The sequence below is a fragment of the Luteitalea sp. genome (genome assembly GCA_009377605.1).
Taxonomy (GTDB): domain Bacteria; phylum Acidobacteriota; class Vicinamibacteria; order Vicinamibacterales; family Vicinamibacteraceae; genus WHTT01.
In genome coordinates this window covers 28,885-52,364 of sequence record WHTT01000036.1, presented here as the reverse complement: position 1 = coordinate 52,364, position 23,480 = coordinate 28,885, and the positions used below count along the sequence as shown (strand labels likewise).

Annotated in this window: 12 protein-coding genes and 1 tRNA gene; 5 read left to right on the top strand and 8 right to left on the bottom strand. The window is 64.2% G+C overall.

Annotation, left to right across the window (positions count from 1 at the left end; all coding sequences use genetic code 11):
- Positions 1 to 53 precede the first annotated feature (53 nt).
- The 7 genes from hflB to GEV06_13840 form a co-directional block, all read right to left on the bottom strand.
- Positions 54 to 1,967: an ATP-dependent zinc metalloprotease FtsH gene (gene hflB / locus GEV06_13870; GenBank protein MPZ18983.1), complete on the bottom strand. Its 1,914-nt coding sequence runs from the start codon at positions 1,965 to 1,967 to the stop codon at positions 54 to 56.
- A 10-nt stretch (positions 1,968 to 1,977) separates the two neighbouring features.
- On the bottom strand, positions 1,978 to 3,408 hold the full coding sequence (tilS, locus tag GEV06_13865) for a tRNA lysidine(34) synthetase TilS (protein MPZ18982.1): 1,431 nt from the start codon (positions 3,406 to 3,408) through the stop codon (positions 1,978 to 1,980).
- Between the two features lie 10 nt (positions 3,409 to 3,418).
- A tRNA-Met gene (locus GEV06_13860) sits at positions 3,419 to 3,495 on the bottom strand.
- A gap of 219 nt (positions 3,496 to 3,714) precedes the next feature.
- A complete protein-coding gene (locus tag GEV06_13855; GenBank protein ID MPZ18981.1) occupies positions 3,715 to 6,843 on the bottom strand; it encodes a multidrug efflux RND transporter permease subunit in 3,129 nt (1,042 codons plus the stop codon).
- Between the two features lie 4 nt (positions 6,844 to 6,847).
- The gene (locus tag GEV06_13850) at positions 6,848 to 7,834 is read right to left on the bottom strand and encodes an efflux RND transporter periplasmic adaptor subunit (protein ID MPZ18980.1); all 987 of its coding nucleotides are present in this window, start codon (positions 7,832 to 7,834) and stop codon (positions 6,848 to 6,850) included.
- Between the two features lie 314 nt (positions 7,835 to 8,148).
- Positions 8,149 to 9,195 carry a tRNA preQ1(34) S-adenosylmethionine ribosyltransferase-isomerase QueA gene (queA, locus tag GEV06_13845; protein ID MPZ18979.1) on the bottom strand — a complete coding sequence of 349 codons (1,047 nt, stop codon included), beginning with the start codon at positions 9,193 to 9,195 and terminating at the stop codon, positions 8,149 to 8,151.
- Positions 9,196 to 9,618: 423 nt separating this feature from the next.
- Entirely contained in the window at positions 9,619 to 10,107 is a 489-nt protein-coding gene (locus GEV06_13840) for a DUF4112 domain-containing protein (GenBank protein MPZ18978.1), read from the bottom strand.
- A gap of 88 nt (positions 10,108 to 10,195) precedes the next feature.
- Here GEV06_13840 and glgX point away from each other — a divergent pair, with 88 nt between their 5' ends.
- The 5 genes from glgX (at position 10,196) to GEV06_13815 (ending at position 21,614) form a co-directional block, all read left to right on the top strand.
- A complete protein-coding gene (gene glgX, locus GEV06_13835) occupies positions 10,196 to 12,337 on the top strand; it encodes a glycogen debranching protein GlgX (GenBank protein ID MPZ18977.1) in 2,142 nt (713 codons plus the stop codon).
- A gap of 8 nt (positions 12,338 to 12,345) precedes the next feature.
- Positions 12,346 to 15,693, top strand: coding sequence for a maltose alpha-D-glucosyltransferase (treS, locus tag GEV06_13830; GenBank protein MPZ18976.1), 3,348 nt, complete (start codon positions 12,346 to 12,348; stop codon positions 15,691 to 15,693).
- Between the two features lie 98 nt (positions 15,694 to 15,791).
- Positions 15,792 to 17,765: a malto-oligosyltrehalose trehalohydrolase gene (gene treZ, locus GEV06_13825; GenBank protein ID MPZ18975.1), complete on the top strand. Its 1,974-nt coding sequence runs from the start codon at positions 15,792 to 15,794 to the stop codon at positions 17,763 to 17,765.
- A 238-nt stretch (positions 17,766 to 18,003) separates the two neighbouring features.
- Positions 18,004 to 21,138 carry a malto-oligosyltrehalose synthase gene (gene treY, locus GEV06_13820; protein MPZ18974.1) on the top strand — a complete coding sequence of 1,045 codons (3,135 nt, stop codon included), beginning with the start codon at positions 18,004 to 18,006 and terminating at the stop codon, positions 21,136 to 21,138.
- 95 nt (positions 21,139 to 21,233) lie between these two features.
- Complete coding sequence (locus tag GEV06_13815; protein ID MPZ18973.1) at positions 21,234 to 21,614, top strand: hypothetical protein; 381 nt, start codon at positions 21,234 to 21,236, stop codon at positions 21,612 to 21,614.
- Between the two features lie 374 nt (positions 21,615 to 21,988).
- Here GEV06_13815 and GEV06_13810 read toward each other — a convergent pair whose 3' ends face one another.
- Positions 21,989 to 23,257, bottom strand: coding sequence for a DEAD/DEAH box helicase (locus tag GEV06_13810; protein MPZ18972.1), 1,269 nt, complete (start codon positions 23,255 to 23,257; stop codon positions 21,989 to 21,991).
- Positions 23,258 to 23,480: the final 223 nt, after the last annotated feature.

Genomic DNA, 23,480 nt, shown 5'->3' with positions numbered 1-23,480 from the left:
CTATCTCAAACCCCCACCTCGAACCTTTAACCTCTTACCTCGAACCTTGATCCCTACTCCTGTGCCAGCGGCGCCTTGAGCGGGGCGACGGGCAGGGTAGGCCGCTCCTGCGGCTCGTTGGATGTGGGGCGCGGTGAAGTCGTATGCCCGGCGGATTCGGACGGCACCTCATCGACCGGCAGGCCTTGGATGATCCGCTTCACCTGGCCGGCGTCAAGAACCTCGCGCACGAGGAGCTCGTCCGCAATCTGGAGCAGCTCCGCTTTGTGCTCCTCCAGCGTCTGCTTGGCGCGGGTGTAATTGTCCATCACGATGCGGCGGACTTCCTGATCGATCTGGACAGCGGTGCTCTCGCTGTAGTCCTGGTGCTGCGCAATCTCGCGACCGAGGAAGATCTGCTCTTCCTTCTTGCCGAAGGTGAGCGGACCCATCGAATCGCTCATTCCCCACTCGCAGACCATGCGCCGTGCCATTTCGGTGACGCGCTCGAGGTCGTTGCCGGCACCGGTCGTAATGGTCGTGTTCACGATCTCCTCGGCCAATCGTCCACCGAGCAGAATCGCGATGTGATCGTAGAGGTAGACCTTGGAGAAGTTGTGCTTGTCATCCTCTGGGATCTGCTGGGTCACGCCAAGCGCCATTCCACGCGGGATGATCGTCACCTTGTGGACAGGGTCGGCGTGAGGCAGCAGCACGGCGAGCAGCGCGTGGCCTGCTTCGTGAATAGCCGTGACCTTCTTCTCCTCGTCGCTGATGATCATCGAGCGTCGCTCGGCGCCCATGAGCACCTTGTCCTTGGCGAACTCGAAGTCCATCATGCGCACGATGCGCTGGTTCAGACGCGCGGCGCTGAGCGCAGCCTCGTTGACGAGATTCGCCAGATCCGCACCCGCGAACCCCGAGGTGCTCCTCGCCAGCACCGGCAGATTGACGTCGTCGCTCAGCGGGATCTTCTTCGTGTGAACGGCGAGGATACCCTCGCGCCCCTTCACATCCGGCCGATTGACCACGATTCGGCGATCGAACCGGCCAGGCCGGAGCAGCGCCGGATCGAGGACGTCCGGCCGGTTCGTTGCCGCCATGAGGATGACGCCTTCGTTGGACTCGAAGCCGTCCATCTCCACGAGCAACTGATTGAGCGTCTGCTCTCGCTCATCGTGGCCTCCACCCAGGCCCGCGCCTCGGTGCCGACCAACGGCGTCAATCTCGTCGATGAAGACGATGCACGGCGCGTTCTTCTTCCCTTGCTCGAAGAGATCGCGAACGCGCGACGCCCCCACGCCCACGAACATCTCGACGAAGTCGGAACCAGAGATCGAGAAGAAGGGCACATTGGCTTCGCCCGCGACAGCGCGCGCCAGAAGCGTCTTGCCAGTTCCCGGGGGGCCCATGAGCAGGACGCCCTTGGGAATGCGCCCGCCGAGCTTTTGGAACTTCTGCGGCTCCTTGAGGAACTCGATGATCTCCTGGAGCTCGTCCTTCGCCTCGTCGACACCGGCCACATCCTTGAACGTGACCTTTTTCTGCGAGCTCGAGGAAAGCTTTGCGCGACTCTTGCCGAACGACAGCGCCTTGTTGCCGCCGCTCTGCATCTGTCGCATGAAGAAGATCCAGAAGCCAATCAACAACAAGATCGGCGCCCACGCGTACAGCAGCGCGGACCACGGGCTCGTCACCGGCTCCTTGGCGTTGACGACCACGTCGCTCGCAATCAGCCGATCCGTCAGCTGCTCACCAACCACCGGCGCATACGTGCTGAACTCGTCGCGAGACCCTCTCTCGGTGCCGACGATTTCTTGCCCGGTGATCGTGACCTGCTCGACCTTCTTCTGGTCGACCCACTTCGAGAACTCGCTGAAGGACACGGACCGCTCGCCCTTCTGGAAGCTGTTCGAAAAGTTCCAGATGAGCGCGACGACGACAACGAGGCCGATCCAGAACAGCAAGCTCTTGAGCGTCGAATTCAACGTGACCCTCCTACACCGGGGTAGCTTTCAAGAATACCACGCCTGCGGTCTCCGGCGAGACGCGAAACGGCTCAGCAACGGCCTGCCCAATCACCCATGCAATCGAGCCGTCAGCAGCCACCACGAGGGGCACACGATCCCTGGCTTCCCGCGGCACCTTCCTATCCACCAAAAGGTCCTGCAACTTACGGGTGCCGGTCAACCCCAGGGGCTGGAGCCGATCGCCAGGCAGCCGGCTCCGTACGACCAGCGGCCGGCCCAGCGCGCGTGCATCCAAAATAGCCTCCATTGGGTTGGACACCCGCGCCACCCATTCGGGTCCGACCGCTTTCATCTCGGCCGTCAGAACGAGCCCTGCTTCCGCGATCTCGAGCGTCCCTGGCACCCCCAGCTCATAGCGAAATGCTCGCCCTTCTCGCGAACCTCTCTCCTGCCGTTGGCGTCCGGCCTCGCCTGCGGTCACCTCCAACACCAGCACCTCGCCGCGCCGCGCCGCGCGAACGGCTGGCAGCGCCAAGGAACCAGTACGGCGACCATTGGCCAATTCGAGCGTGGCGCGGACATGCGTCCACCCAATGAAGCGCCCACAGGCCAGGCGCTCTAGCGCCTGCCACACCACCCGGCGCTGGAGCGCGGGCGGCAGCGCCCGAAGCGCCGGAAGCTGCAGCCTCGCTGAGGCCTCTCCTTCTTTGTATAAGACGACTCTTTGGGCCGCTTCGGTTGCAGCCTCCCTCAACCATGCTTCATCGTCACGCGCCAGCGCCGCTTCGCGGGCGAGGACTTTCGGCAGGTGCGGGCCAATCTGAAGCATGAGCTGTGGCAAGACGACGTGGCGAATCCGGTTCCTCGCAAACGTGAGGTCGCGGTTGGACGTGTCCTCGCGGTAGCCGAGCCCGTGCGATGCCAAATATCGAAGAACCTCAGCCCGGGTGGTATCGAGTAACGGACGCACCACGTGGCCCACTCGAGGGGACATCCCACCCAACCCCCGCGTGCCCGCGCCGCGGAACAGACGCAGCAGCAGCGTCTCGGCTTGGTCGTCACGCGTGTGACCGAGCGCGATAACGCTTGCGTCCGTTTGCACACGCGCCCGCTCGAAGCACGCGTGTCGCAGATCGTGGCCGGCTCGCTCGAGTGAGATGCGTCTCGTTGTCGCTTCCGCGCGCACGTCCACGTGCCCTACCGAGATTGGTAGGCCGACCTGCTCCGCCAGCAATCGGCAAAACACTGCATCATCGTCCGCTTCCTGGCGACGCAGTCCATGGTGCACGTGCACCAACGCGCAGATTGTGGCGTCGAGCGCCGGCGCAACACGCAGCAGCACGTGCGCGAGCGCCACGGAATCTGGCCCGCCGGACAACCCCACCAGCACACGATCGCCAGGTCCGAGCAAGCCCTGCTCACGAATGGTCGACCGCACACGGGCGGCGAAGCGAGACATGGGGGAAGATTGGTGCCGGTGGACGGACTCGAACCGTCGACCCTGCGCTTATGAGACGCATGCTCTGACCAGCTGAGCTACACCGGCACGAAAGGTAGGCGTTCGTTCGCGCGGCGGCGCCCTACCCTTCGACTCGCGCCTTCGGCGCTCGCTCAGGGCTCAAGAGCTGCTCGGCCCACGCCAGCCGAACCAATCGATTATACAGGGGGTCAGGGGTCAGTAGGGGTCAGGGATCAGGCACCAGAGTCAGCAGGCGTCAGGGCCAGCCCGGCGCTGATCCTGATGCCTGATCCCTGGCCCCTGCTCTTATGCAGGTTCCTCTGCAGAGGCCTCCGCTGGTGCAGCGGCGCGAGTCGGCAAGAGACTGCGGACTGCAATGTACATCACCGGGATGATGATGAGGTTGAGTATCGTCGCGAGGATCATGCCCCCGATCACCGTGGTCCCGACCGAATGACGAGCGAACCGGCCGGCGCCGGTCGCCAGCGCGAGCGGCATCACCCCGAAAATCAAGGACAACGAGGTCATCAAGATCGGTCGAAGACGAATGCGGGAGGCTTCAATCGCAGCCTCCACGACGGACAGGCCGCGGCGCCGGAGCTGCTCGGCGAACTCCACCACGAGAATGCCTTGCTTGGTGGCAAGCCCGATCAGCATCAGAAGTCCGATCTGGCAGTACACATCGTTGATGAGGCCGCGGCCCCATTGGGCCAGGAGCGCGCCCATCACGGCGAGCGGCACCGACAGCAAGATGATGAACGGGAGGACCAGGCTCTCGTATTGTGCGGCGAGCGTGAGGTAGACGAGCAACAGCCCCAGGCCGAAGATGATCATCGCCTGCCCGCCGGCCGCAATCTCCTCTCGCGAGAGCCCTGACCAGGCGAACGTCATCCCCTGCGGCAACGTGCGCCGAGCGAGATCTTCCATGATTCCGAGCGCCTGACCCGAGCTGAAGCCGGGTGCCGCCCCGCCGTTGATGGTCGTCGAGCGGAACATGTTGTAGTGCGAGATGATTTGAGGCGACGTCGCTTCTGCGACGCTCGACACCGTCTCGAGCCGGACCATTTGACCATCGGGGGTCCGCATTTGGTAGCGGCCGAGATCTTGGGGCTGTGCGCGAAACTGCTGGTCCGCCTGCACGTACACACGATACGAGCGATTGTTGAAGTCGAAGTCGTTGACGTAGACGGAGCCCATGAGCGTCTGAAGCGTGCTCGTCACGTCCTCGAAGGAGAGGTCGAGCGCCTTGAGCCGTTCGCGGTCGACGGTGACCGTGAGTTGCGGATCGTTGATCGTGAACGCGCTGAACAGACCGGCCAGACCAGGCGTTTGGTTCCCTTGCATGGTCAGCTGACCTGTCGCTTCTGCGAGCCGGCTGATGGCCCCGCCGCTCTGATCCTGCAACTCGAACGTGAAGCCGCCAAATTGGCCAATCCCCGGAATCGCCGGGAATTGGAACGGGATGACCATCGCGCCCGAGATCCCCATCAGCGCCGGCCGCAACCGTTCAACGACCGCCATGGACGAGTGCTCATCACCTGAGCGCTCATCGAACGACTTCAAGCGCACGAACTGCATCCCGCGGTTCGGGCCGCCACCGAGGAAGCTGAAGCCGTGGACGGAGAACACACCGCTCACCTCTTCAGCCTCGAGCAGTATCTTTTCTGACTGACGCGTGATGTTCGACGTGTAGTCGAGCGACGCACCATCCGGCGCCTGCACCGTGACCATGAAGAACACGGCATCCTCGTCTGGCACGAAGCCGGAGGGGACGCGCGTGTAGATCCAATAGGTGGCAACGAGGCCAAGTGCAAAGCACACAGCCACGATGGCCTTACGGTTCACGAGGCGATGCAGCCACCAGATGTAGCCGCGCGAGAACCCATCGATGCCGCGGTTGACCAGGTGCCAGAATCGCCCTTCTGTACGCTCACTGCGCAGCAGGAGCGCGGAGATCGCGGGCGACATCGTCAACGCCGTGAAGGCGGAGATGGTCACCGCGACGGCGATGACGAGCGCAAACTGCTGGTACAAGCGCCCGGTGGTCCCAGGAAAGAGCGCCACCGGCACGAACACCGAGGCCAGCACGAGCGACGTCGCAATGACCGGTCCAATGACCTCCCCCATCGCCTCCGACGCAGCCACACGAGCACTCTTCCCGTAGTCGTGAATGTGCCGCTGGATGTTCTCGACCACGACAATCGCATCGTCGACGACCAGGCCGGTCGCCAGCGTGATCCCGAACAGCGTGAGCGTGTTAATCGAGAAGCCGAAGAGCTTCATGAACGCAAACGCGCCGACGAGACAGACGGGAATCGTGATCGCCGGGACGACGGTGCTGCGCCAGTCCTGCAGAAAGAAGAACATGACGAGCAGGACCAGAAAAATCGCTTCGGCGAGCGTGGTGATCACCTCTCTGATCGACTCCTGCACCGCGGTGGTGGTGTCGAAGGCGATCTCGTATTCGAAGCCCGGAGGAAAGCTCTCCGAGAGGCGATCCAATTCTGCGGTCACGTCGCGGTACACATCGAGCGCGTTGGCCGTCGGCAGCTGCATCACGCCAACACCAACCGCCTCTCGACCGTTGTAGCGGAGGGAGGCGTCGTAGGTCTCGGCGCCGAGCTCGGCCCGGCCCACATCCGCGAGCCGAACCAAGGCGCCATCGTTCCCTCGTTTGAGGATGATGTTCTCGAATTCCGACGCCTCGCGGAGCCGGCCGACCGCCCGCACGCTGATCTGGTAGCTCTGCCCCTTCCTCGCAGGCGGCTGCCCCACCTGGCCGGCGGCCACCTGGACGTTCTGCTCGCGCAACGCACTGACGACGTCGGCGGCCGTGAGACCTCGTCCGGCCAGTCGATCCGGGTCGAGCCACAAACGCATCGAGTACCTGCGCTCGCCAAAGATGATCACGTCGGCAACACCAGGCACACGCTTGATCGCATCCCTGACGTAGACGTCGACGTAGTTGCTCATGAAGAGCGTGTCATATTGGTCGTTCTCACTTAGGAAGGCGGCGCCAAGCAGAAACCCCGTCGATTGCTTCTGTACCGTGACGCCAAGCTGCTGGACCGCGGCCGGGAGCCGTGCCTGGGCTGTTGCGACACGGTTCTGCACGTCGACCGCCGCCAGATCAGGATCGCGGGTCACGTCGAACGTCACCGTGATCGTGCTCGTGCCCTGGTTGCTGCTCGTCGAGGTCATGTAGACCAGACCCTCGACGCCATTGATCGCCTGCTCGAGCGGCTGGGTCACCGTCGTCTCGACCACCTCCGCGCTCGCGCCCGTGTAGACAGCGGAGACGGCGACCTGTGGCTGCGCGAGCTCCGGATATTGCGCGATGGGCATCGTCGGGATCGCCATCGCGCCGGCGAGAATGATGATGAACGAGCACACGCTCGCGAGAATCGGCCGGCGGATAAAGGTATCGACAAACATGGCTTTACGAGCCCGCCGCGATGGGCGCTCCGTCGAAGAGGGTCTGCACGCCGGAGACGACGATCTGCTCGTTGGGCTCGAGGCCGCTGCGGACGGTGAAATTGTCGCCCACGATCTCGCCTACCTGTATGGGCCTCTGCCGCGCGACCGTCTTCCCTTCCTGGGACTCGGCCACATAAATGAAATGCTGGTTGCCCATCCGCGTCACGGCCAGCACGGGCACTGCCAGACCCTCAGTGGTCCGCCAGACGATCCGGGCACGCACATACTGATCCGAACGGAGCGCAGCGGAATCCGGCAGACGCCCCTTGACGAGGATCGACTGTGTCTGGCTATCAACCCGAGGCGCCACGTATGACACCGTGGTCTTCGCCAGCTCCTTGCCGGCGTTGTCCACGATCGTAAGCGGTAAGCGTACAGCGAGGTCAGTCGCGTACTCGACCGGCACCTGCACATAGACTTCGAGCGCCCCCTCGCCATCGATTGTCGTCAGATCCGTGTCCGAGGTGACGTACATGCCCACCCGCACCGGGATGTCGCCGACGATACCCGTCGTGGGCGCGAGCACTTGAAAGAACTGGAGGTTGACGCGCTGCTCCGTGAGCTGCGCCTCGAGCGACTCGAGCTGCGCCTGCGCTGTCGAGTAGGTGTTCGCGAGCTGGTCGAAGTCCTGCTGGCTGATGATGCCGCCATCGAGCAGCGCCTTTCCACGGTCCCGTTCCTGGCGCGCAAGCTCGACATTTGCGCGTTGCGCCTGGATGGCGGCCTGCTGGCTCGACACGGCGGCCTGCTGTCGACGGGGGTCAATCTGCATCAACGGCGTGCCTTGCTTGACGCGATCGCCCGAGCTTACGTCGATCCGCCTGATCCGCCCCGGGACATCAGGTCTGATAGCCGTCGAGCGGAGCGACCGAAGGGTGGCCACGAACTCGCCAGCCTCCTCCAGCGGAACCGGCTGCACCTCCTGGAGCTCCACCTTAGCGGGAGGCATTTGGGGTGGCGATGCAGAGGAGGCACCCCCGCCACATGCGGCGAGCCCAGATGCCGTGAGCACGAGCAATGAAAAAAATACGCGGCGGCCGGCGAACCGGTGCCTTGGTGTGAAGCTGTAATTAGGGATGAAGGACGCCAAAATGAATCTCCCGCGGTACGGGAAAGCAAAACAACCCCTGAGTGTAACCCGAAAAAGCCCTGGAAACGGTGGGACAGCCACAGCACGGCCGCACGCCTCAGTTGGACGCTCGGGCCGACGATAACGTTACGTCCAGAGAAGACGCATCGCGCGGCCTCGTGGTTCCGGCCTCGTCACACAATGAGCATCGCGTCACCGTAGCTGTAGAATCGGAAGCCCTCCTCGACGGCTCGTCTATAGGCCGCCAAGGTCTCGTCGCGCCCGGCGAACGCACAGACGAGAAACAGCAAGGACGAGCGAGGTAGATGGAAGTTGGTCAGCAGGCCGCTGACGACCTGGAACGCGAATCCGGGACTAATGAAGAGCGATGTCTCGTCGCGAGCGGCCGTCAGGCGTCCGTTCCCCCTCATCGCCGCACTCTCGAGGGCCCGCGTGGTCGTCGTCCCTACGGCGATGACACGACGGTGTTCGTCCAAGGCGCGGTTGACCGCGCGCGCGGAGGCCTCATCAATGATATACGGCTCGGCGTCGACCCGATGGTCCTCTACCGCTTCGGTCCGGACCGGCTTGAACGTGCCGTAGCCGACATGCAGGGTGATGGCGAGGCGCTCGACGCGGCGGCGGTCGAGCGCCTCGAGGAGCGCTGGCGTGAAATGCAGCCCGGCCGTGGGGGCGGCGACCGAGCCGCGCGCGCGCGCAAAGACGGTTTGGTAGCGCTCCCGATCCTCGGGTGTCTCGCTGCGCCTGATGTATGGCGGCAGGGGTACGTGGCCAATCGCATCGATCATTCGGTCGAGATCGCCGCCATCCGGTGCCCACAATCGCACCGTGCGCCGGCCGAACGTGTGCTGCGCGAGAACCTCACCATCGATCACACCGCCCAAGCCCTCACAACGGAACCGTCGTCCTGGCTTCAGCTTCTGTCCCGGGTGAACGAGCGCGTCCCACCGAGCGTCATCCAGCCGGCGTAGGAGGAGGCACTCCACAGCGCCACCGCTTGGTACGCGATGGCCCACGAGGCGCGCGGGAAACACCCGGGTGTCGTTTACCACCAAGAGGTCGCCTGGATGCAACCACCGTGGCAGGTTGGCTGCAACACCTGTCTCGACCGACCCGGTCTTGCGGTCGAGCACCATCAGCCGAGAGGCACTGCGGTCGGCCGCCGGCGTTTGGGCGATGAGATGCGGGGGCAGATCGTAGTCGAAGTCGCTGACGAGCATGGGCAAGGATAAAAGGGATAAAAGGGATCAAGGAATCAAGGAATCAAGGGATCGAGGGATCGAGGGATCAAGGGATCCAGGGGCAGGGCGATAATCTTCCAGTTCGTCTCGGCTATCGCTTCTGCAAAATGGTCTTCTTCGAATAATCGATAGACCGCCAGTCACGGCCCGAGACTCGCACCCACACCATCGTGGTGCCTTCGACATCCAATACCACCCATAGGTGATTCCGATAATCCCATTTTTAACGACCGTCCAAGTCGGTCTTCGTCGCAACCGCGACACTTCCCGGATGCGCGCTGCTAACCGCCTCGCAGTCATTCTGATGGCTGTCAGTGTTCTCTGTCTCTCGGGGCAGGCAGCCGAGAAGACTCCGGTCACCAGCGATATTCCGGAGGAGGTGGGAAGCGTAATCGTCGGGAACTACAGGCCAAGACCGGGCGCGGGATGGTTCCACATCCAGATCACGAGCCCGAGGACGAGCAAGATGGGTAGGAAGACGAGCAGAAGCAAGACGCCGATAGCACACCACACGAACAGGTAATCGCCGCGTGACGGCGACACACCGACCGACGCATGGCGTTCCAGCAGCGCGAGATTCCAGCGGTTCGCGCGCCAGAACACGTCGGCGACATTGCCGACCAAGGGAAACAGTCCCAGGAGCGCGTCGACGCCGGCGTGCGCGACCATGCGCGCCAGCACCACCTTGGGCACCCCCGTCCAGAGCCCTTGGAAAAGAAGAGCGATCGTGAAGAGCGGGCTCGCGACGTCGCCGAGACCGGGAATCAACCCCACCAGCGGGTCGATCCCGAATCTGATGTTGGTGCCGGGAATCCGGAAAACATCGTCGAGCAACCGCGCCCACCGCCGCAGGAGGTCGAAGGGAGCCAGGTTCTGGGTGACGGCCGGCACACCGACATTTTAGTACGTGAGGAGGGGTACCGGGTACAGCTGCACTGTTTCTGCTCTTTCCGCGACCTGTGTCACAATCGTCCGCTTGATGAGGATCTGGCCAGGCAAACCGTATCCCCTTGGAGCAACGTGGGACGGCAGCGGCGTCAACTTTGCATTATTCTCGGAGCACGCAACGTCCGTCGACCTCTGCCTCTTCGATTCGCCTTACGCGGCTCATGAATCGACGCGCATTCCGCTGACGGAACGAACCGACCTCGTCTGGCACGGGTACCTACCCGAGGTCGGACCCGGCCAACTGTACGCGTATCGGGTGTCGGGTCCGTGGGAGCCCGGGAACGGGCATCGCTTCAATTCGAACAAGCTCGTGCTCGACCCCTACGCCAAGGCCATCGGCCGCAGCTTGCGGTGGCACGCGTCACTGTTCGACTATCAGGACGGCAACCTCGACGCGATGGACGAGCGCGACAGCGCCGCCTACGCGCCACTGGCGGCCGTGGTCGACTCGGCCTTCACCTGGGGCGAGGACCGCCCCGTCCGCCGGCCTTGGCATGAGACCGTCATCTACGAGCTGCACGTTCGCGGCTTCACGAAGCTCCACCCGAACGTGCCCGAAGAGCTGCGCGGCACGTATCTCGGCTTGGCATCCGATGCCGTGCTGTCGCACCTGGTGTCGCTCGGCGTCACCGCGGTCGAGCTGATGCCAGTGCATCATCACCTCGATGACTGGCATCTCATCAAGAAGGGCCTCTCGAACCACTGGGGCTACAACACGCTCGCGTACTTCGCGCCGGATCTGCGCTTCTCCCTGGCGCGCCGCGCGCTCGACTCGGTTCGAGAGTTCAAGATGATGGTGCGGGCCCTTCATCGGGCCGGCCTCGAAGTGATCCTCGACGTCGTCTACAACCACACGGCAGAGGGGAACCATCTCGGGCCAACGGTGTCGCTGCGCGGGATCGACAACAAGTCGTATTATCGCCTCTCGCCCGAGGACGCGCGGTTCTACGAAGACTTCACCGGTACTGGCAACACGCTCAACATGATGAGCCCCCGCGTGCTGCAGCTCATCATGGACAGCCTCCGCTACTGGGTGCTCGAGATGCACGTCGACGGGTTTCGCTTCGACCTTGCAAGCGCGCTGGCCCGCGAGCTGCACGCGGTCGACAAGCTGGGGTCGTTCTTCGACATCATTCACCAGGATCCGGTACTGTCACAGGTGAAGCTGATTGCCGAGCCGTGGGATCTCGGCGAGGGCGGGTATCAGGTTGGGAACTTTCCGCCTGGCTGGACCGAGTGGAACGGCAAGTACCGCGACTCGGTGCGCCGATTCTGGCGCGGTGACGGCGGCGCGGTCTCGGAGTTCGCCACGCGCTTGGCCGGGAGCAGCGACCTCTACGAGTTGACGGGACGCTGGCCGGTGGCGAGCATCAACTTCGTCACGTGTCATGACGGCTTCACGCTCGAAGACCTGGTGAGCTACGAGCGGAAGCACAACGAGGCCAACGGCGAGGAGAACCGCGACGGGGAGAACCACAATCTGAGCATGAACTTCGGCGTCGAAGGGCCGACCAACGATCCGAAGATTCGCGCCGCGCGCGCCAAGCACAAGCGCAATTTCCTCGCCACGCTCCTCCTCTCGCAGGGAGTCCCGATGATCTGCGCCGGTGACGACATGGGCCGCACGCAGCAAGGCAACAACAACGCGTACTGCCAAGACAACGAGATCAGCTGGAGCGACTGGACCCTGGACGAGGAGAAAAAGGCCCTGCTCACGTTCACTCGTCACCTGGTCCGGTTGCGCCGAAAGCATCCCGTGCTTCGTCGACAGCGCTTCTTCCAGGGCCGGCCAATCCGTGGCGCCGGCGTCAAGGACCTCACCTGGTATCACCGTTCCGGTGTCGAGATGACCGACGAGATGTGGGAGGAAACGCAGGCGCGCTCCCTTGGGATGCGACTCGACGGCAACGAGATGTTGGAGACGACCGATCGCGGTGCGCCCATCGTCGACGACACCTTCCTGATCCTCCTGAATGCGAACGAGGGACCCATTGATTTCGTGCTGCCGCCCCCATCGGTTCGGACCGGATCGCACTGCGCCTGGGCGCTCGAGCTCGACACGCGAACTGCGACGATGCCGAGCGACGATCCACGCGTCGGCGCGTCCTACAAGATGGTAGGCCGATCGGTCGCGCTGCTGTGCCTCGTCCCGGGCCGCCCGCCCGCATCCTGAGCATGGCTATGCCTCGTTCCGGTAGCGCACGCGACCCCCTCTGGTACAAGGACGCTGTGATCTACCAGGTCCACGTCCGCGCCTTCTTCGATAGCAACGACGATGGCGTGGGAGATTTTCCGGGGTTGACGCAGAAGCTCGACTACCTGCAGAACCTGGGTGTCTCGGCGATCTGGCTGCTCCCCTTCTACCCCTCTCCGCTCAAGGACGACGGGTACGACATCTCGCACTATGAAGGGGTCCACCACAGCTACGGCACGCTCAAGGATTTTCGGACGTTTCTGCGAGAGGCGCACGAGCGCGGCTTGCAGGTGCTCACCGAGCTGGTCATCAACCACACGTCCGATCAACATCCCTGGTTTCAAGCGGCGCGCCAAGCGCCGCCCGATTCGTCGAAGCGCCACTACTACGTCTGGAGCGATGCGGAACGGCGCTGGCCGGACGTGCGCGTGATCTTCAACGATACGGAGAAGTCCAATTGGACGTGGGACCAAGCCGCAGGCGCGTACTATTGGCATCGCTTCTTCCATCACCAGCCCGATCTGAACTTCGACAACCCGCGGGTCCGCCGCGCGGTGCTGAAGGTGATGAGGTTCTGGCTGGACATGGGTGTCGACGGCCTGCGGCTGGATGCCGTGCCGTACCTCTTCGAGCGGGACGGTACCATTTGCGAGAACCTGCCGGAGACGCATGCCTTCCTGAAGGAGATTCGCCACGCGTTGGACCAGCACTACAGGGGGCGCATGCTGCTGGCCGAGGCCAACCAGTGGCCGTCGGATGTGCGTCCATACTTTGGCGACGGCGACGAATGCCAGATGGCGTTCCATTTCCCTCTGATGCCGCGCATGTTCATGGCGCTGCGGCAGGAGGATCGCCACCCCATTACCGAGATCCTCAGCCAGACGCCGGACATTCCCGACTCGTGCCAGTGGGCCATCTTCTTGCGTAATCACGACGAGCTGACGCTGGAGATGGTCACGGACGAGGAACGCGACTACATGTATCAGGCGTACGCCGCGGATCCGCACATGCGCTTGAACATGGGCATTCGGCGGCGGCTCGCACCGCTCATGGAGAACAACCGACAGCGCATCGAGCTGCTCTACAGCCTGCTCTTCTCGCTGCCGGGCACGCCGATCGTCTACTACGGCGACGAGCTGCGCATGGGCGACAACGTCTTTCTCGGCGATCGCAACGGTGTTCGCACGCCGATGCAGTGGACGAGCGACCGCAACGCTGGCTTCTCGCGCGCGGATCCGGCACGCCTCTATGCGCCGCCCATCATGGATCCGGTCTACGGATACCAGGCCATCAACGTCGAGGCGCAAGAGCGATCGCCGTTTTCGCTGCTCGCGTGGGTACGACGAATGATTGCGCTGAGAAAGCAGTACAAGACGTTCGGCCGCGGCACGCTCGAAGTCCTCGAGCCGTCGAACCGAAAGGTCCTCGCCTATGTGCGCCGCTACGAGGACGAGGTCATCCTGGTGGTGAGCAATCTTTCGCCGAGCGTGCAGCCGGTCGAGCTCGAGCTTCCATCGTTTGCCGGGATGACACCGGTGGAGCTGCTCGGCCAGACGCCGTTTCCGCGCATCTCCGAGATACCGTACTTCCTCACACTCGGCCCCTACGCGTTCTACTGGTTCACGCTGCAGTGGAGCTCACCGCCGGTGTTGGTGGAACGCCCGCTCGCCACGACCAGCGAGCCGGCGACGCTGGCGGCGGCGTCGCTGCTCATCGGCGAAGCCTGGGATACGGTCCTGGACACGTCGGTTCGCGAGCTCGTCGAACGCAAGCACCTGCTCGCCTACCTGCAGCGCCAGTATTGGTTCACGAGCCGGCTGCCGGAGGCCGAGCGTGTGCGAATCGTGGATTGGGCGCGTCTCAAGTCGGGACGGGAGCCGGTGTTCTTCTTGGTGGTCGAGGCGGAAGCGGTGGGACGCGCACGCTTGCGGTGCAACGTGCCCGTGGGTCTCACGAGCGGCGAGGCGGGTGTCGCGATCCTGCGGGACCATCCGGAACGTGTGATCGCACCAATCACTGGGGCACGGAAGGGCGTGCTCCACGGCGTGGGCGAGCACGAGGCAGCGCCGTTGATGGCGGCAGCGATCTTGGAGCAGCGTGAGATACGCTCGGCCGCCGGCCGGTTGCGCGGCCTGTCGCTGGACGCGACGGCCGTGGCCGAGATACCCGAAGGGGTCACCTCGCTCAAAGCGGCGCGGGTCACTGGTGAATTCAGCAATACGGTGTACCTCCTCGGTGATCGGTTCGCGCTCAAGCTGCTCCGGGCCTCTCAGGCAGGAACACATCCGGAAATCGAGGTTGGCGCGTATCTGACGCGCCGACAGTTCGCGCACGCGCCCGCGTCGATCGGCGGGCTCCTCTATGAACGCGGCGGCGGCGACAGGCCGGCCGCCACGATCGCGGTGTTGGAGCAGTGTGTCCTGTACCAGGCGGATGGGTGGTCACACGCGACCGACGAGATGGCACGATACTCCGAGCGGGTCATCGCTGGTGGTCGCCACGGTGAAACCCCCGATGTGCCTGCGGCTCAGTCTCTGGTCGCCCTCGCGGATCAACTGCTTCCGTTTCCGGTCCTCGACACGATTGGTGGCTACATCGAGGTTGCCGCGACACTTGGGCGCCGCACGGCCGAGCTCCACGTGGCGCTCGCGGACGCCTCGAGCGACCCGGCGTTCGAGCCACAGCCGCTCCCCCCCGCGGGGGTCGTCCGGCTGGCCGAAGGGGTGCGCGCGCGGGCCCGGCGGGCGGTACTGCTGCTCCGGGAAAAACAGCCGTTGGTGCCCGCGTCGCTCCGGGAGCTGTACGAATCGGTCCTCGCACGTGCCGACAGTATCGAGCCGTTGATCGACGCCTTGGCTGCGCGCGTCACCGAGACCTCGGCGCTCATTCGCATTCACGGCGATTACCAGCTCAGTCAGGTGCTCTGGCGCGAGCAAGACTTCGTCATTGTCGACTTCGAGGGTGATCCGAGCAAGCCACTCGAGGAGCGGCGCACGCAGCAGTCGCCGCTCGTCGACGTGGCGGGGATGCTGCGATCGTTCAGCTATGCGGCATACGCCGGCTTGCAGAGCTATGTCGTCACGCGACCCAGCGATGCCGAGCGTCTCGAGCCGTGGGGCCGCTTCTGGGCCGCGTGGGTGTCCGCGCTATTTCTGCGGAGCTATCGATCGCTGATGCGCGACACCACCCTCGTGCCGCGACGAGCGGCTTCGTTCGAAGCGTTACTCCGAATGCACTTGATCGACCGTACCTTGCGCGATGTGGAGAACGAGCTGCTGCTCCGACCGGACTGGCTCGGGCTGCCGCTCAGGGATCTCGCGGATTTGCTCGGATGAAGGGCAACAGGGAACGTAGGGCGGCTTCGCCGAAGCCGCCGTCGATCAACCGACGCCTCGGCGAGGGAGGGAGAGCGTTCGCCTGTCGATGATGCGCCATGGACATCTGGCAGCCCAGGTTCGGAGCCGTACTCACGACGGACGGCGCGCGGTTTCGTGTCTGGGCGCCAACCGCGTCCCGCGTCATGTTGCACCTCGAGGCGCGCGCCGGCGGATCGCGCGAGATTCCGCTGATCCGTGACGATGACAACTGCTTTGCAGCCATCGTCGGGGACGCGCGGCCCGGAGATCGGTACGGCTACCGAATGGACGAGGAGCCGCTGTGGCCAGATCCTGCATCACGCTGTCAGCCGGACGGTGTGCACGCGCTCTCCGAGATCGTCGACCCCTCGACGTTCACATGGAGCGAGACCGGCTGGCGTGGCATCGCGCCCACCGAGCTGATTGTCTACGAGCTGCATGTCGGCACGTTCACGGACGCCGGCACGTTCGATGCCGTGACCGAGCGGCTGCCATACCTGCGCGACCTCGGCGTCACAGCAATCGAGCTCATGCCCGTGGCGGCATTCCCAGGGAGCCGAAACTGGGGTTACGACGGTGCAGCGCTCTACGCACCGTCGGAGCAATACGGTCGCCCGGACGCCCTTCGACGTTTGGTCGATCGGGCGCACGCGCTTGGCCTGGGTGTCATTCTCGATGTCGTCTACAACCACCTCGGACCGGACGGTGCCTATCTGGCAGCGTTCAGCCCGTTGGTGTTCTCCACACGACACCACAGCCCCTGGGGCCGTGGACTGAACTTCGACGAGCCTGGCAGTCAGGTGCTTCGCCGATTCTTCATCGACAACGCGCTGCATTGGCTCGTGGAGTACCGCATCGACGGCCTGCGGCTCGACGCAACGCACGCCATCGTGGATGAGTCGTCCTCGCCGTTTCTTGGACAGCTCGCCGCCAGCGTGAAAGCACACGTCCAGCCGCCGCGCCGCCTTCTGATCGCAGAGGACTCGCGAAACCTGGACGTCATCGCGCGGCCAACCGCCGACGGCGGCTGGGGTCTCGACGCCGTTTGGGCCGACGATCTGCACCATACGATCCGCGGGCACACGGCGGGTGACCGCGAGGGGTATTACGCCGACTACAAGGGCACCACCGCTGAAATCGCCGAGACCATTCGACGAGGCTGGCTGTACCGAGGCGAGTGGTCCAGATATCGCAACGCGCCGCGCGGCACCGATCCGACCGGTCTTCCGTGGCATGTGTTCATCACCTGCCTCCAGAACCACGATCAGATTGGGAATCGCGCGCACGGCGAGCGGTTGAACCACCAGGTGCCGCTCGAGGTGTACCGCGCCGCCAGCGCCCTCGTGTTGCTGGCACCGGAGGTGCCGCTGCTCTTCATGGGGCAAGAGTGGGCGGCGTCGACGCCGTTTCTCTTCTTCACCGATCACAGCGGCCGATTGGGTCGCGCGGTGACCGCGGGACGGCGCGAGGAGTTCCGGCATTTCACGGCATTCAGCGATCCGCGCGCGCGTGATCGCGTCCCGGACCCACAAGCTCACGACACGTTTCTGCGGAGTCGATTGCAGTGGGACGAGGTCGGTCACGAGCCGCACCGGTCGACGCTCGCGTACTATCGCCACTTGCTCTCGCTTCGGCGCCAGACGATCAGCGAGTCCGGCAATGATCGGATCGAGACCGATGCCTGGGCGCCAGACGAGGGGACCGTGGCGGTACTGCGCCGCGAGCCAGAGCGCGTATTGCTGGTGGTCGTGCGCCTCTCGGGACAGGGCACGGTCTCGCTGTCCGCTGAGCGATTGGCCAGGCGGGACGCGGGCTCGCCCGACCCCAAGGTGGGACCCACGGGCCCCTGGCACGTCCTGCTGTCGAGCGAGGACACGTTGCTCTCGTCCGATGCGCAGCCCTTGACGGTCGATCGATCGCCATCGGGTGGCCTGGTTATCTCCTTTCAGCGCCCGGGAGCTCTGGTGCTAGGTAAAGGGATCGAGGGGTCAAGGGGTCGAGGGGTCAAGGGGTCGAGGGGTCAAGGGAGGGTGGGTCGCGCAGCGGGGTGAGGACGACGTTTCCGGCTCGTCGGCCGCGGGGCCTGAAGGCCGCGCGCTACGTACGCCCTAAGAACCATCCCTTGACCCCTTGACCCCTTGACCCCTTGACCCCTTGTTTTGGCCCCTCCCCCTTTCCCGGATAGGATCGACGAGACACGAGTCGCGAGCCAGCCAGCTCGAGGAGGTACCCATCAACGTCAGGCGTTCCGGTCCAGGCCGTGTTCCCGTGAGCACGTACCGAGTACAGATGAACCATGCGTTCACGTTCTCGGACGCGCAGGCCCTGGTGCCCTATCTGGCCCGCCTCGGCGTTGGCGGATGCTATTTCTCGCCGTTCTTGATGGCGCGCCCGGGCAGCCTGCACGGCTACGACATCTGTGATCACAACCGCCTCAATCCCGAGCTCGGCACGGATGCCGATTTTGGCGCCTTGACGCAGACACTGGAGACGCACGGCCTCCTACTCGTCCTGGACTTCGTCCCGAACCACATGGGTGTCGAGCCTCAGTCGAACATGTGGTGGCGCGAGGTACTGGAGAACGGGCCCTGCTCTCTCTATGCCCGCTTCTTCGACATCGATTGGGATCCGGTGACGCCGGAGATGAAGAACAAGGTGTTGCTACCGATCTTGGGCGATCAGTACGGCGCTGTGCTCGAGCGAGGCGAGCTGACGCTCGGCATGGACGACGGGCACCTTTTCGTGCAGTACTACGACCATAAATTGCCCATCAACCCGCGCCAGCAGCCGAGGGTGCTCCGTCATCGGATCGACGAGCTGAAAGCCGCGATGGGCCTGGGCGATCCCGATCTTCGCGAGTTCCTGAGCATTCTGACGGGCCTGCACAATCTGCCGCTCTACACTGACACCGATTCCGACAGCATCGAGGAGCGGCACCGCGAAAAGGAAGTCTTGCGCGAGCGCCTGCGACGCTTGCTCAGGGCCTCGCCACGCATTCGCGCACACATCGAGGAGGCGCTGGCGGCGGCCAATGGTGTGCCTGGGCGTCCAGAAACGTTCGACGCGCTGCACAACCTGCTGGAGGAACAGCCATATCGCCTCGCCTACTGGCGCACCGCGCAACACGAGATCAACTACCGGCGGTTCTTCGACATCAACGAGCTGGCCGGCGTGCGCGTAGAGGACCCGCTGGTATTCGAGGCGACGCACTCGCTGCTGGCGAGACTCTTCGCGCAGAACCAGGTGCACGGCCTCCGCATCGACCATCCCGACGGTCTTTTCGATCCAGCCGGCTATTTTGCGAGGGTGCAGGCGTTGGCCCGGCGCAGCCCAACGGCGGCGAGCGCCGGCGGACAGCACCACCCGGACGCCGAGCGTCCCATCTGGATGATCGCCGAGAAGATTCTGTCTCATCGCGAGACACTGCCCCATGAATGGCTGGTGCACGGGACCACGGGCTACAACTTCATCAACGACGTCAACGGACTGTTCGTCAAGCCCGACGGATTCCGCGCTCTGCGGCGCATCTATGTCCGCATCACCGGTAGGAGCCTGCCGTTCTCAGAGGTGGCCTACAAGAGCAAGAAGCTCATCATCGAAACGACGATGGCGAGCGAGCTGAACGTGCTGGTACACGCTCTCAGCCATATCGCGCAAGGCAGCCGGCGATCGCGCGACTTCACGCTCAGCAGCTTACGCGAGATGCTCACCGAGGTCGTGGCCTGCTTTCCCGTCTATCGCACATATGTCAGCCACGACGGTTGGACGCCTAGCGATCGGGAGATGATCGACCGAGCCATCACCGAAGCACGTCGTCGCAATCCGGCCATGGAGCGCTCGCTGTTCGATTTCTTGCGCGCGGTGCTTCTGCCGGAACGAGACGGCGATCTTGCCTTCGAGGCAGCGGACGACCAGAAGCCGCGCCCTCTGTTCGCGGCCGTCGATGACGAGGACTACGCGCACCGGATCACGTTCGCGATGAAGTTCCAGCAGTACACCGGTCCGGTGCAGGCCAAGGGCCTCGAGGACACCGCGTTCTACCGCTATAACATCCTCGTCTCGGTCAACGAGGTGGGCGCCGATCCGGCGCGCCCGTCGCGGGCGACAGACGAGTTCCACGCGACGAATCTCCATCGTCTGGCCACGTGGCCGTGCGAGATGTTGACGACGGCGACGCATGACACCAAGCTCGGTGAGGACGTGCGGGCACGCATCAACGTGCTGTCGGAGATCCCGAACGCGTGGCGAACGGAACTCTCGCGCTGGACGCGCATCACGGGCGGCGCCCGCGTGCACTACGACAACGATTGGGCACCGTCACGGAACGACGAGTACCGCTTCTATCAGGTCTTGCTCGGCATCTGGCCGCCAGACCTCGGGCCCGAGAGCCCAGCGCCGGCGCCGCTCGTCGAACGCTTGCGCGATTACATGCTCAAGGCCATTCACGAGGCCAAGTTGCATACCAGTTGGATCAATCCCAACCAGGCATACGACGACGCCATGGCGACGTTCGTTGATCGCGTCCTGACGGGGTCGACGTCCCACCGCTTTCTTCCGGCCTTCGTGCCGTTTGCGCACAAGCTCGCGCACGTGGGTGCGGTGAATTCGCTTGGCCAGATCCTGCTCAGGCTCACCTCGCCCGGTGTGTCGGATCTCTATCAGGGCGCGGAGCTGTGGGAGCTGTCGCTCGTCGACCCCGACAACCGCCGCCCGGTCGACTACGAGCTGCGTCGCCGCTTGCTGGACGAGGTCGAAACGCTGGCATGCGATGCCGCGCTGCTACCGGATGACGAGGATGCGCTGGCGGTTGCTGGAACCCACGGCCGAGAGGTCAGGAGCGAGGGGACGGCTACGATCCCGGCTCGGGGATTGGGCCATTTGGCTGGAAGCGAGCTGCACCCGAAGGGTGTGACCCCTTGGGGGACGAGCGAGGCTCCCTCGCCTTTCACTGCGTTGCCAACCTCGGAGCGGACGGCGCGTCTCTCGGAGCTGCTCGACACCTGGCGCGATGGACGAGTCAAGCTGCTGTTGACGCTGATTGGCCTACGGCTGCGTCAAATGCATCCCAACCTCTTCTTGGAGGGCGAATACATCCCGCTTGCGTGCGACGTGACGGTGCCCAGCGATCTCGTGGCTTTCGCCCGCCGAAGCCCGAAGGACGAGGGCGGGCACGTCGCTATCACTCTGGTGCCACGGTTCGTGGCCTCTCTGATGTGGGACGAGCCGGAACAGTGGCCTGTCGGCATTGGGACATGGGCAACGAGCCGTGTGCTGCTTCCGCCCGAGCTTGCCGCGTTACGTTATCGAAACGTCCTTACCGGTCAAGACGTGCCCATTGTCACGAACCCGCAGGAGTCGTGGATCTTCGCGGGTCAAGCGCTGAAGGACTTTCCGGTCGCCGTGCTCTGGGGGACGTCGGGCTAATCCCGGCTTGACTCGCGTCGCTCGGCCCCCTATTCTCATCTCTCCAACGCAAATGCTCGAGGTCGACCAGGCCGTCGCGCCCATGGAGGAGGAGTATGCGGTACTCACTGGCGTCTTTCCTCGTGTTGCTGTTCTTGACATCTTCTGTCGACACGGTGGCTGCGGCTGAAACCAAGGCCGTCCAGACCATGGCCGGAATTCTCCTCAAGCTCAATCACTTCCCGAGCGATGGCGACAAAGAGGCGCTCAAGGGCATCGTCGAGAACGAGGAGACGAGCGAGCACGAGCGCGTGGTGGCGCAGGCGCTGATCAATCTCGAACACAAGGTGAGTGCTGACGGCAAGCCAAAGCTCGAAGCGCTCCTGAAGGACGAGTCGGCCTCCGAGTCCGTGAAGACGCTGGCCATGGTTCTCGTCAATCTGGCCCACACGCCGACGGAAGCCGACAAGGAAAAGCTCCAGAAGCTCGTGCCCTAACAGCAGTGGTCAGTGGTCAGTGGTCAGTGGCCAGCCGGTTGGCCACCGCTCGGGGGCCTACGTCGCGGCTAACGAGCCAGTTCGGCCGCCAGCCCCCGACCGTCGGCGTATCGGCTGATCACTGCCACTGACCACTACCTCTGCGCTCGCGGCCCCGAAATCCGCGCTGAGCGGCGTCGTCCCGCGCCCGCGACCCCGCGTCCACGGCACTCACGCTGCTTGCTGTGCCAGCGCTCTACCTACTGTTGTTCGCGCCGCGCCTTCGGCTGCACCGACGGGCTGTGAGCGTCGAACAGGCCAGTCACGCGTGACGTCATGGCCGCCCGGAATTCATGGCAACTCGAGTGAATTCCTGGCTTTAGTGGCCCGGACCACTAAGCGCGCGGGCGCGAACGCCCGGGTCTCGCCGACCACCGCCCAGCCGCAGAGCGAGCGCCACGGCGCTGCCCCGGACTGAAAGCGCGGCCTGGTTGCTGCCTCTGCGCGACCGTGACGGCGCGAGCGGGCGTGACCTCGAACCCTTCAACGACCACCTGCTCGATCGGCGACGGCAGGAGCCGCTGAATGTCGGACAGCAGGCGGCGATCGGCCGATGACACGAGGGACACCGCGCGTCCGGCGAGCCCGGCTCGGCCCGTTCGTCCGACGCGGTGGATGTAGTCTGCGGCCACGAGCGGCAGATCATAGTTGACGACAAGAGGCAGTTGCACGATATCGAGCCCGCGCGCCGCAACATCGGTTGCCACGAGCACCGTCACGCGGCCTGTCTTGAAGTCGTTGAGCGCCCGGCCGCGAGCCGCTTGGCTCTTGTTTCCGTGGATGACCGCCGCACGCATGCCGGCTCTTTCGAGCGCGTCGCCTACACGATTCGATCCGTGCTTGGTCCTGCAGAAGACGAGCGCTCTTCCGACCGGCGGCTGCATCAGCACGTGTCGGAGGAGATCGCCCTTGCGGCCGTCTGGCACCGGGTGCGCGCGATGCGTCACCGTCGGGGCCACGACTTGCGCTTCCGAGACATCCACGCGCACCGGCTCGCGAGTGAATTCGGTAGAGAGCTGCACGACTTCCTTCGAGAGTGTGGCCGAGAGCAACAGCGTCTGCCGATCGCGTGGAAGTGTTCCGAGCACGCGACGCAGCGGCGGCAAGAAGCCCATGTCGAGCATGCGATCCGCTTCGTCGAGCGTGAGGATCTCCACGGCCGAGAGATCGACGGTACGTTGCTGGATGTGGTCGATGAGCCGACCCGGCGTCGCCACGATGATGTCAGTGCCCCGCCGCAGCGCCTGCACCTGCGGCTGCATCGCTACGCCGCCAAAGATGGCCGTGGCCCTGAGGTTGACGGAAGCGCCGTACGTCGTGAGCGCCTTGTGCACCTGAAGCGCGAGCTCGCGCGTCGGGACGAGGACGAGACCGCGCGACTTGCGCGCTTCGGCCCGACGCCGGCCGCGCACGACGAGGCGATCGATCATCGGCAAGGCAAACGCGGCCGTCTTGCCGGTGCCCGTCTGTGCACGCGCCAGCAGATCGCTGCCGTCGAGCACAACAGGTATCGATTTGGCCTGTACGGGCGTCGGTTGTGTATAGCCCAGTCGCGCGAGTGGAGCGCAGAGAACGGGCGAGAGTCCGAGAGTCGAGAACGGCATATAGAGAATGCTCCTGAACTGCCTGGAGCGTTTCCCTAACCGCGCAGCAGGCCGAATGAGACGAACCAATGACACCAAAAGGGTGCCTCGATTTGAGCGATGGGACTTAGCGGTGGGACACTCTGACCGACGAACCCAGATGATCGGCGTCAGGTTTCCAGCGGGAAATCTAAGATGCAGCGCACAAACAAGGCATTATACACCGGAATTACAGAATGTAGCG